The 10,857-nt window shown below is 37.5% G+C and carries 6 protein-coding genes; all 6 read right to left on the minus strand.

The window, feature by feature from the left end:
* Window positions 1-542: 542 nt before the first annotated feature.
* A complete protein-coding gene (locus ACE94K_RS01860; RefSeq protein ID WP_378179137.1) occupies window positions 543-2,093 on the minus strand; it encodes a DUF4157 domain-containing protein in 1,551 nt (516 codons plus the stop codon).
* A 79-nt stretch (window positions 2,094-2,172) separates the two neighbouring features.
* Window positions 2,173-3,579: a DUF4157 domain-containing protein gene (locus tag ACE94K_RS01865; protein WP_378179140.1), complete on the minus strand. Its 1,407-nt coding sequence runs from the start codon at window positions 3,577-3,579 to the stop codon at window positions 2,173-2,175.
* A 372-nt stretch (window positions 3,580-3,951) separates the two neighbouring features.
* Window positions 3,952-5,349 (minus strand): ATP-binding protein, encoded by a 1,398-nt coding sequence (locus tag ACE94K_RS01870; protein ID WP_378179143.1) that lies wholly within the window; start codon window positions 5,347-5,349, stop codon window positions 3,952-3,954.
* 307 nt (window positions 5,350-5,656) lie between these two features.
* Window positions 5,657-7,258: a contractile injection system tape measure protein gene (locus tag ACE94K_RS01875; RefSeq protein ID WP_378179146.1), complete on the minus strand. Its 1,602-nt coding sequence runs from the start codon at window positions 7,256-7,258 to the stop codon at window positions 5,657-5,659.
* Between the two features lie 11 nt (window positions 7,259-7,269).
* Window positions 7,270-9,711, minus strand: a complete 2,442-nt coding sequence (locus tag ACE94K_RS01880; protein ID WP_378179149.1) for a hypothetical protein — start codon at window positions 9,709-9,711, stop codon at window positions 7,270-7,272.
* 69 nt (window positions 9,712-9,780) lie between these two features.
* The gene (locus tag ACE94K_RS01885; protein WP_378179152.1) at window positions 9,781-10,839 is read right to left on the minus strand and encodes a hypothetical protein; all 1,059 of its coding nucleotides are present in this window, start codon (window positions 10,837-10,839) and stop codon (window positions 9,781-9,783) included.
* Window positions 10,840-10,857: the final 18 nt, after the last annotated feature.

Genomic DNA, 10,857 nt, shown 5'->3' on the forward strand with positions numbered 1-10,857 from the left:
CAGTCTTTACCCCATTACAAACTGTTTCGAAAGGATAAAGAACTACTTAGAAGGATCATTTTAATCCTTCTAAGTAGTTAGTTAAGGCGTTAATGCCCTAAGATGAAGCCCTAAAACCCTAAACCTATCTCATATAAGCATTACATTGATCATTAAAAGTGCTTCTTTTTGGGATTATCACCCTTGCTCTATCTCTTCGAACTATTAAAGTGATTGTTGGAAGTATTGTTTTAATACTTGGAAGTACTTAGGTAAAGGGTAGACCCTATTGTTAGATGGAGTTGTGGGCTTTAAAAAAGTATATCGCAGATAGACAAACTTTGTACATCTATATCAAAATCATCTGATTTATTTCTTTAAAAGTGACTCCCAGTAAGAATGCTTTTTAAAGTTAATGACCTCTTCGAATATCTGTAACTTCGTAAAATTTTGTACTTACTTAGATGTTTTCATCATTATACGGACACGAGTTACAAACTCGCGCCAGCTTTACATAATTTTATTGCTTTGATTTTTTAAATAATTATTTAGCAAAATTCTATTTAAGGTAAAACATGCCCCTCATTTAATCCTCCACGATTAGGTGCAAGGTTGATCAATGCCATTTGAGCAGCAGTAGGGCCTGTTATCCTTATTCTATTTTCAAGCTGACCGTTCGGAACAATGAAAGGATCTGAATGCCTATTTCGGCTAACCCTCATAGTGGCATTAGGAAAGGTATCAAACGAGATATAGCCAAAGTGTGCATTACTGTAGGCCTCTATCCAGGCATGGTCGCTTCCAAGAGCGTTGTTATGCCCCCTGAAGCCTATAGCCCACTGACCATCTGGATTAGGACGTAACCCGCTAAGTCGAAGGATCAACTTTTGTAATGGCAACCATAGTACGTTTCTTTGTGCAGCTGTCAATCCTCCTGGTACATTCGCTCCAACTACAAGATTTATACCCGCATTTGCTATCTCTTGGTCTACTTGAGCCATAATTGCAGGAGTAATAGCATTAGCAAAATTTACATCCATAAGATTTAATGTATTGGGTCCACTCAGTACCACCCCTCCAAGTCCTCCGCACCTTATGTCGATATAACTTGGTATTGCAGCTTGAAGATGTTTTATTCCATTTATTGCATTGAAAGAGCCTACGGCAAAATTATAACAAGCTTGTGTATATTCATTAGGAGGTAAATTGGTTTCTGATACTGCGTATCTAGTATTTCCATGTTGTAACCCCATATTGTTTGTGATAGTATTAGCTGCCTGATCATGTGCTTCCTTTTCAGCTGTATAAGTATTACCCCCAACATTTCTTGTGTGTGCTACTTTTACGTATTTATCATTATTATTATAAGCTCCTATGGGAACATAATCCTCACGATTCATAGCTACAATTTTACGCAGTCTACCCAAACTACGAATATTTCTAAAATCGTGTAGATCAAATTCTGCTCCTGGAATAAGCCTTCCTTGAACATTACCTTGAACATCATAAACGGTAACCCCGTTTCCTGCAGTGTTTGGTCCTCCTCTAAATCTAAGTTGAGTAACTCTGTCCCCATGGTAACTTGATGTTAACATTTTTGCTTGATAAGGATTAAATGATTGTTTACTAGATAATTCACCCATGACATCGGCCTCTTTCTCCAAACCTGCATCATCATTAATCGCTACTTTACCCTTAAACTGCATCGTAGGTTGAACCCTCCCTTGTTTTTGTTGTACTACATGCCAAGCTTCATGAGGCAAATGTTTTTCTTGCCCTGGTGCCAGATGGATATCCGTGCCTTGTGCATAGGCATGGGCTTGTAATTGGGCCGGTTTGCTGGAGTTATAATGTACTTTTACATCATCCATACTATAACCAGAGAGGTTTTCGATACCTGATTTTAGGTTGTCTGGTAAGCCAGTATTATTTTTTCGTTGGATCGAGTTGTTACTACTATCAAGACCACCCATTACAGACCTCAGCTTACATTGTACTGCTACTGTTGGTCGATTGTCGACAATGGTAGCTTCACCTCCAGTACCGAGTTCTTGTTCTACACGTTGCACAGTTTTTTGTTGTGGCTCTTGGGTGTTTTCTAGTGATGCTTTCATTACTTTCAATTCCTATTAATTTATATATGTGTATTGGAAGCACGGATTGCAAATCCGCGCCATCGGCAATTTTTTTTAATTATGGTAGCGGTAATGTTGATTCTCCAAGTATCGTTTGCTCATTCCATTCATTTTTAGCATCCGTAAATTCGGCTGTTAATCCATCATCTGATTTTAGCTCTAGGTGTATTAAGCTTATATCTCCTTCTTCACTGATCTCCCATCCCCAAGAAACTGTTCCTAACCATTGTGCGGCTCCGTCTTGGGGTTCGTATAATGCAGCGACTTCAAAGAGCATCCTACCAGACACTTGTTTTTCTTTTATAGAACTAGTGCTTGGAGCATCTGATAAGAGCGCATGTCTCCATGCTCCATTTGATTTTAATGCAGATTGAACTTCGCCTTGCAAAATTTGCCCGGAATGCTTCACGCCTCTCTGCTTTAACTTATCACTTCTAAGTTCTTCACTTAAAGGCTCCTTCCAATTTGTTGCTTCTATCGTTTTTCTTTGTTCAGCATAACGCGGATCTAAATTTATTATTGGTCTTTCGTTTTTTGGTATAAATATGTTATCCTTCGTGCGACTTTTTTCATCAATGATTTGTTGATCTATGGCCCATCCATCATCCGTTCTCCTGCCTTCAAATTCTGCTCTTTTATTTTTTCTCCAATTTTCTTCAGGTTCTTTATTCTTTCTAGCATAAGTCATAGTATCGTTTACCGTCTGTACTAAACTTATTCGATCTCCATCTGCACCAAAATCATTTTCAGGTGTGAATTTTATTGTAATACTAGCTTTACGGATATCGTATGTACTCGACTTATAATTATCACTATCAAAATAAATTTGTTCAAACTCACCATGATTAACTGGTATAGGCACCCTCTGAATTGGCTGAATATCTTGGCTTAACGACCTTATATTCGGTATATGGTTTGACATCCCTTCCATATTCAAATTTCGACTGTTATATGTAACAGGCTTCGCCAGCAAAAAATTAGCCTTCTTTCCCATCACATCCGCCTCTTTTTCCAACCCAGCATCGTCATTGATATTTACTTTACTTTTTAGCTGCCTTGTCGGTTTTACTCGTCCTTGTTTTTGTTGCACCACGTGCCAAGCCTCGTGGGGTAGGTGTTTTTCTTGTCCTGGTGCCAAGTGGATATCTGTTCCTTGGGCATAAGCATGTGCTTGTAATTGAGCTGGTTTGCTGGAGTTGTAATGTACTTTTACATCATCCATGCTATACCCAGAGAGGTTTTCGATTCCGGATTTTAAGTTGTCGGGTAAACCGGTCTTATTTTTTCGTTGGATCGGATTGTTACTATTATCCATACTATCCATTCCAGATCGTAATTTTCTTTGACTAATAGAAGAGGTACGGTTATCTTTTAATTGTGCCGTACCTCCGTTGCTAGATTGATTAGCAACTCTCGGGGTAATCGAGTTCTGCTGTTCTTGAGTTTTATCTGTTTGTGTTTTCATAGTTTTCTCTGTTAACTATTATTTATTAGCATCTTCCGAGTTAGATCACGACTAATTTCAAAAACATCTCCCTAAATCCCTCTTCAAAGAGGGACTTTTTGAGCTCCCTCCCTTCGAAGACGATATCACGTTAGTGATAGGTGAGCTGTAGTGCAAGAAAAGGGAGGGATGTTTTGATCCATTCATTAAAATTTATAATCGTATTTATATTGAGCTCTTCTCTATTACTTGGACAGCACTTCGACAACACTTCGACAAGCTCAGTGTGACAGCTCAGTGTGACTATCTAAATACTTTTACTTTGTACCTTAAAAGGTTCTCGATACAATCACCTTCCATTACACTTCAGGTGATCACTCGAACTGACGTTTTTTAACTTATAATCACTCCTTCTTTCTGTAACTCCTGCTTTATAGCTGTTTCCAGGTTTTGTTGAGAGATGGTTGCTTTTTCATTAGTTACTGCTTGCAGGGTACATTTACGTATCACGTTCATCATCAATCCACCAGAAATATCATAGTGTTCTGCAATGTTCCATAAGTCTGCATTGGCATCCAATGGTAGTTTGTCTGCAAAAGATTGTTGCCATAACTGATAGCGTTCTTCTGCTCCCGGCATTTTAAATTCGATCATCGATTGAAATCTTCGAGTAAATGCCTCATCTATATTATCTTTCAAATTACTTGCAAGAATGACTACTCCCGGAAAATCTTCAATGCGCTGCAACAAATACCCGATTTCCTGATTTCCATAACGGTCATTAGCACTACTAACCTGAGTACGTTGTCCAAATAAAGAGTCTGCCTCATCAAAAAATAAAATCCAATCGTGTTGTTGTGCCTGATCAAATACTTTGGCGAGGTTTTTTTCGGTTTCTCCTATGTATTTAGAAACCGTCATACTCAGATCTATTTTATACACCTGTTTTCCTGTACTTTTTCCTAATAATGCGGCAGCCATACTTTTACCTGTTCCTGGTGATCCGTAAAACAAACTTTTGTAGCCAGGTTTTAATCGCTTGCCGAGTTCTAAAGTTTCTAAAACTGTTTGCCCATGGGTTACCCAATCCCTGATTTCCTGCAAGCTACGTGCTGTAGATCTAGAGACGATGAGATCCTGCCACGATAACTTAGTATGTAACTGTTGCGCAGGAAAATCAGGGCTATATACTGCTTGATAGGGTATTCCCGTTAGTATGGAGGCTACATATTCATTAGATATCATCCATATACTGCTCAATAAAGGACTGTTTCCTTTAGTCTGTGTCGTACTGATCATTCCTTGTCGAATGCCTATAAAATACTGAGTGACCAATCCATGATATATTAATCGTTTTTGGAGGTCATCTCCTGCCAATAAAAACATCGCGGTTTCTGCGGTAGGTATTAAGCCCAAATGTCCTTCTAATAATACTCCACCAAACTCACTGTACCTTCTGTCATAATCCTTATTTTTAGTAAATAGAATATCTAATACTTCGGGTTTTAGATGTGGAACTAATGCTAGAATTAGCAGTAGTCTTTCAGCAAAGTTGAGTTTGTATTCTTGGATAAAGTTGGTATAACTTCCTTCCTTACCCTTTATATCTGGAGGAGTTAATTCTTCAACAGATTCATATAGTGTTTCCTGTTGGAAATGCAGTTCTAAGCGAGTCTGTAATACTAAACTTAACCATGCAAGTTCAGCTTGCAAAACTTGGGCATTACTACCATTTACGTTTGTAATAATTTTATTATGATTTTTTGTTTCTATGATTGTTGATTTTTCCATATTGTTATTTCTTTATACTCTACTAGGGTTCTTGTTTGTAAATCGGACTTCGAGAACCTCAGCCCTCTTTTAGTTATTTCATATTTCTATTTTCTATTTTCTATTATCCTGATGATCCTTCTTTTTTGCATTGCTCAACACTTTCGACAACACTTCGACAGGTTCAGTGTGACAATAAAACCTCTCCAAAATCAATCGTTCTTCTTCATCTCACATTTATAATTTCCATCCTTTACCTTACTCCCTTACTTCTTTTCAACCGGACTTCGAGAACCTCAGCCCTTGTTTTCATATTTCTATTTACAACTTACAACCACTCTACGACCAGAATCTCCTGCATCCACGGTAATTTTATGGTATGAAATCCCCATGGTAATTTTTCTAAAGTGATATCATGTGTTTCTCTTTGTACTTGCAATAACCAATGTCCATCTCTAGTTCTCAGGGAGCCTTGCCTGCATAAATAAGAAGTTCTCAATCCATCTGGAGATAGGTTTTTCCATTTGGGTACTTTTGCTATCATAGCGTTTACCAATCCTTCAACGATTTCTTTTTCTTCTACTGATAATTCAATTGGGGATACTACCGTATCCATATCCAAACCACATAGTATTTTATTAAGTAATAAGGCACCTTCAAACAATTCCTCTTCTTTGGTATCACATAGATACTGTATTACGCAAATCGCCTTATTGCGCGCTGCTTCATCTATAAAATGCTTATCCTTCATGACACCTATATTCTCAAAAAAGCGTTCTAAAAATGGCCTGAACAATACCAATCCTGCATTCTGTATGGATACAAAATCCGTATCATCAAATGGTGAAGACAACTGCTCTGCGATGATGGATTTAGACTTTGATCCTAAACGCTTCAATTCTTTTTGTAATCCCTGTAGATGCAATGCTAAAGGCTCCAACAAATTATTAATATCCTTGGTTTGTATGGTTTGCTTAGACGTTTTATATAAATCCATAAGTAATTTCTTCGTCTCTCTCAACTTCTTGGTAGGCAACTGATCAAAAAAAGGATGATTTACCAAAGATGAAACTTGTTTAAGAAATTCCTTCCCTATAGCATTTTGTGCATATAATGAGGTACAAGAATTTACTAATCTTTTAATCTGATGTGCATACCAACTATTATCTTTTGAAGCATCTTCTTTATCATCAATACCTAGATCTAGAAGCACCTCTTTGGCGCATCGTTTTAGGAATGCGGAATCGGTATTGGCAATGGCATTTCTTAAGAAAGCTGTTTTCCAAAAGCTATGTGTTGTTTTTTTGCGTTCTAAAGTATATTTCTTTTGAATATTATCCAGAATACTGTTTTTAATCTTTAGAATCTGAGTAGATGAAAGTGTTGTAAGCAGTTTAAAAGATGTGAGTAATTGGTCTTCTGTACTCGCATATACAAAGCGTTGAAGATATGTAAGATTCCAAGGTAACTCTTTTAGCAATCTTATAAATGTATTACTTGGTTGTTGTAACAATAGTGCCAATTGTACCTGAAAATCATTTTTGTTTCCTTGTTTTGCCCACCAAGGTAATATGCCTGTCTTTAGATAATGAATGATCGCTCTTAGTGGTGTTTCTTCATCTGCCGTGTTACTTTTTTGATATTCTGAAACTACATCGGCTTGTTGATATTCTATGAGTTCTTCCTGTAATTTTTCGGTAAAAGCAGTTTCGAAATTTTGTAAAGACACATTTCCTAAATCCAATGTTAGCTGCTCAATCTGAAGCGATGATTCTGATACATTCGCTTGGTTAAGCACACGATCCAGCGCAGTCGTTAATTGATTTCTACACAGCAAACTCAATTCATGCTGTATCTTTGATGTATCTGCATGTTTTGATACATGAATTTCTAATATCTGTTTATTAACTATGTGTTTTTGCTGTGCCATAATCCGTTCTTTTATCCGTTTTGAATTTCAGTAAGGAAACGATGATAAGCATGATCAAATTCTTGCATCTCCTCTTGATCCAACCATTGAATGTTTGTTCTGATATGCACAGGAGTTTCTTCTCGAATGGTTAAGGCAATGAATTTTTTGAAATCCTTATCCTGATATCTTTCTATCCACGAAGGAAGTATAAAAGTGAGCTGTAAAGAATACTGATCTTGTGGAGTATCATTGGACATCCATCTTCCTATTTCCTCTTCCTCTACAAAAGGCACATCGATTTCGAAACCATCGTTGGATATCGAAATAATGGAATACTCTCCATTATAATTGGTTGTTTTAGTAATCTCTATAAGGTCGCCAACTTTTAAAGAATGTGCTCCTATATGACAAAACGTATGATTGGTATTGGTTGCTGCTCTAAAACCTTGAACCACAGCCGATCGCAAATAATATCGTATATCGTTCGTACGTTTCCAAACGGCTCCCGATTCTGATTCCTGAAAAGGTGCTTTGATCTCAAAAAAATCATCCCCAACAGCCAGTATTGTATATACACCATTATAGTGATCATTGTTAGTAATTACTACTTCTTCACCTGATAGCAAATCATGATCACCAATGATACATCGTGTAAACTCCTCGGTAATAGCAATTTCAAATTTTGTAATGGGTGCTGTATTGTATCTGGCCACAAAAGGATAGGGATAGTTTTTTCTGGATCGCAATAGTACATGCTCTATCATATGCAATCCGGCTGCATCGCCATCTCCCAGATTTCTGCGGCTGTAATCCTCGACCCCTATTTTTAATGCAATTCTTTTTTCTAATCCAGAGACATTTTTGGTATCCCAAAGATCACTTTTGATATGATATCCTTTTGCTTTGCAACCACTAACCACAGGATATTCTTTTAAAAATCGTGCTTTATCTTTGATTAATTTTTTGTCCGAAGCATCCTGATCATCGGCAGTATCTTTTACTACCATTCCGTAAGAAGTAAACTTCTCGGCAAATCGAGCTAACAAATGATTCAAGAATTTATTTTTTCTTAACAATCCTGTAGTCGTATCGGCCGTCATTTCCTCTAGATACGAAGTATAGCTCTCCGGACTGCTAAGTAAGTCTGCCATTCCGGGAACGCAATCCAATAAATTTTGATTAAAATATGTACTGGTATCATCCCCATCAAAACCCATTAGTCTTTTGAAACTTGCTAATTGCGAAAAATAATTAGCCAAAGTTTGCTCGAAAAACAACAAATAGCCACTCAATTGTTTTGCCTGCGCTTTTCTGGTAGCAGAAGCATAATCAGGTAATCCTATTTCTCCGATACCATAATTCATCGGAAATTGATTCTGAATCGGATAGTATTGATCTAATCGAGGCGCATCCGATGTAGGTAGCATGATGTCTTTTTCAAATAATGATCCTAATCCGGAAACTTCTTCAGTTCTTTTTTGATTATATAACTCTTTGATACGTTCTGCTTCAACACTTACGGTAAGCCCTTTGGACGTAAATGATAATTGCGATAGGGTACCATCCACATCCAAAATAGGTGTTTTGGAAGTATCCAATGGTAAGATCCAATTTTTTACCGTATTCGTTCCGGTAGCAAGTGCCAATTTATCGATTACCAATATACCCGGTTGATCCATTATTTCTTTAATCACATCCGACGTTTGTATTTCTTCTTTACGATAGGCTTTGGCGATATCCTGATCTTCCATAAAACCATGATGTAATCTAGGACCATCAAAAATCTCATCCGTTGTTTTCCCTTTTTCCAGCTGTTGCTGTAAGGTGTAGAAAGGAATACGTGGTGAAAAATGAGCCCCCACACTATGTAACATATTGGCTACCAATTCGTGGATATCATCTACGGTATCAGCAATTTCGATACTACCTTGTAATCGTACCTCTTGCGTATCTAATAGTTTGATTTCTTCAAAATCTTCACAGATCGAACGACAGCTATATAATTTTTCACGGACAGCAGTAATGATTTTACTACCAGGAATATCGAATAATGCATCCTTTTCTATAAATACACGAAACAATCCTTTGGGAATACCAGGTCCAAGTTCACTACTGTTTTTAGGAACTACCTTTTCAACCCAGGCATTTTTAACGCCCTCTATATCAATCACCATCTTACGAATATCTATAAGGGTTACCGGATTTGTAGTTAATATGGTCGCTGGACTGTACAAACTCTTGTGGTTATTTCCTATCAAATCCTGAATATCAAATTCCATACGATACGCCAGATCAGTGACTGCATAACACAGTTGTTCTAAAATCGTAATGCCAGGATCATGAATGTTATGATCGGTCCAGGTGTCGCCTGCCATTTTTTGGATCAATTGCATTCCTTCTTCTCTTAGGAATTCATAGCTCAATGCGCTACCTTGTGGTACTTCTCTAGGTATGGTGATTGTATTTGTCATTGTAAAAGGTAATTGTTGTTTGTATTTCTCCAAAACGATAGGTAGCTATTACTATAGATTTTGAAATGGTTATAATTTCATGATGTATGCCAATACGAAATATGGCGGACGGTTTTCATGAGGTTGATTATTTCCAGTATTATTAGTATTAAAGCCATGCCTATGTTTGCCTGAAGCTTCGGTAGTTCTAGCGAATGGCTTATAATAGTCATTAGAACTCCCTGTACCAGATCCATCACCTCTTTTAGCAGCACCCGTAAAATTATGTGAATGTTCACCTTTTTCATCAGTGGTCCCAGTATGACTGTGAGCAGGTAATTGCCCGGTGGTTAGCGTTACTTGTTCTTTACCTCCTTTATTTCCAATTTGGTACTCTGGGTTATCTTTTTCAAATCCTACAATAAATCTTCCTGATAAGTTGGGAGTACCTTGATTTCCATCACATAATGCCCATCCTATAGGAATACTACTAATATTTCCAGACCACATGACAATCACTCCTTTTGGCATTCGTGTATCTACATATGTTTTTACTGCTTTTTGGGTGGCGAGTTTACCATGACTGGTCGCAGCATTATCCAGCTCTTCATTATCCGAAATATTAGTCGCTTTTAGTTCTCCTTCTACTTGCAACATACCTTTTACAGCAACTCCTTCTTTTTTAGAAACTTCGAAAATAGTATCACGTTGGTCAGTAGTGTCAATGACAGATAATAAGGGCGAGGTATTTTGCCCTTCTAGCGTAAGTTTGGCACTTGGCTCAATCGTTCCTATCCCCACGTTCCCTTGCCCTGATTTGATAAACAAACGACTCTGCCCCGTTGCGTCCTTGATATTGAGTCCTAGCTGATTACTAGCAGGCTCCTCCGAATTCACTCTAGGGTTTAGGTTTACAGACCATTGTGGGTTGTCGTCAGCGAAGCTCTCATATAGATCTAATACTTCTTGTGTGCCTACTCGTTCTCCTTCAGCTTGTATAGACAACGGATTACCTTGTACTTTCGCGATCCCGTCTTCCGCTTGATTAATACTGGCTTCTATAAAATCTGAAAACTCTTCTTGTGTAGGTTTGTCATTGATCTTAAAATACTCTTTGAGTTCTGTTCTATTTCTTTTATTGATTTCCATAAGAATATATTTATTACT

Origin of the sequence: Aquimarina besae (assembly GCF_042434905.1) — a bacterium.
Classification (GTDB): domain Bacteria; phylum Bacteroidota; class Bacteroidia; order Flavobacteriales; family Flavobacteriaceae; genus Aquimarina.

Coding starts and splice junctions, on each gene's coding strand:
- ACE94K_RS01860 (WP_378179137.1), bottom strand. CDS start 2,093: ATGAAAGCATCACTAGAAAACACCCAAGAGCCACAACAAAAAACTGTG.
- ACE94K_RS01865 (WP_378179140.1), bottom strand. CDS start 3,579: ATGAAAACACAAACAGATAAAACTCAAGAACAGCAGAACTCGATTACC.
- ACE94K_RS01870 (WP_378179143.1), bottom strand. CDS start 5,349: ATGGAAAAATCAACAATCATAGAAACAAAAAATCATAATAAAATTATT.
- ACE94K_RS01875 (WP_378179146.1), bottom strand. CDS start 7,258: ATGGCACAGCAAAAACACATAGTTAATAAACAGATATTAGAAATTCAT.
- ACE94K_RS01880 (WP_378179149.1), bottom strand. CDS start 9,711: ATGACAAATACAATCACCATACCTAGAGAAGTACCACAAGGTAGCGCA.
- ACE94K_RS01885 (WP_378179152.1), bottom strand. CDS start 10,839: ATGGAAATCAATAAAAGAAATAGAACAGAACTCAAAGAGTATTTTAAG.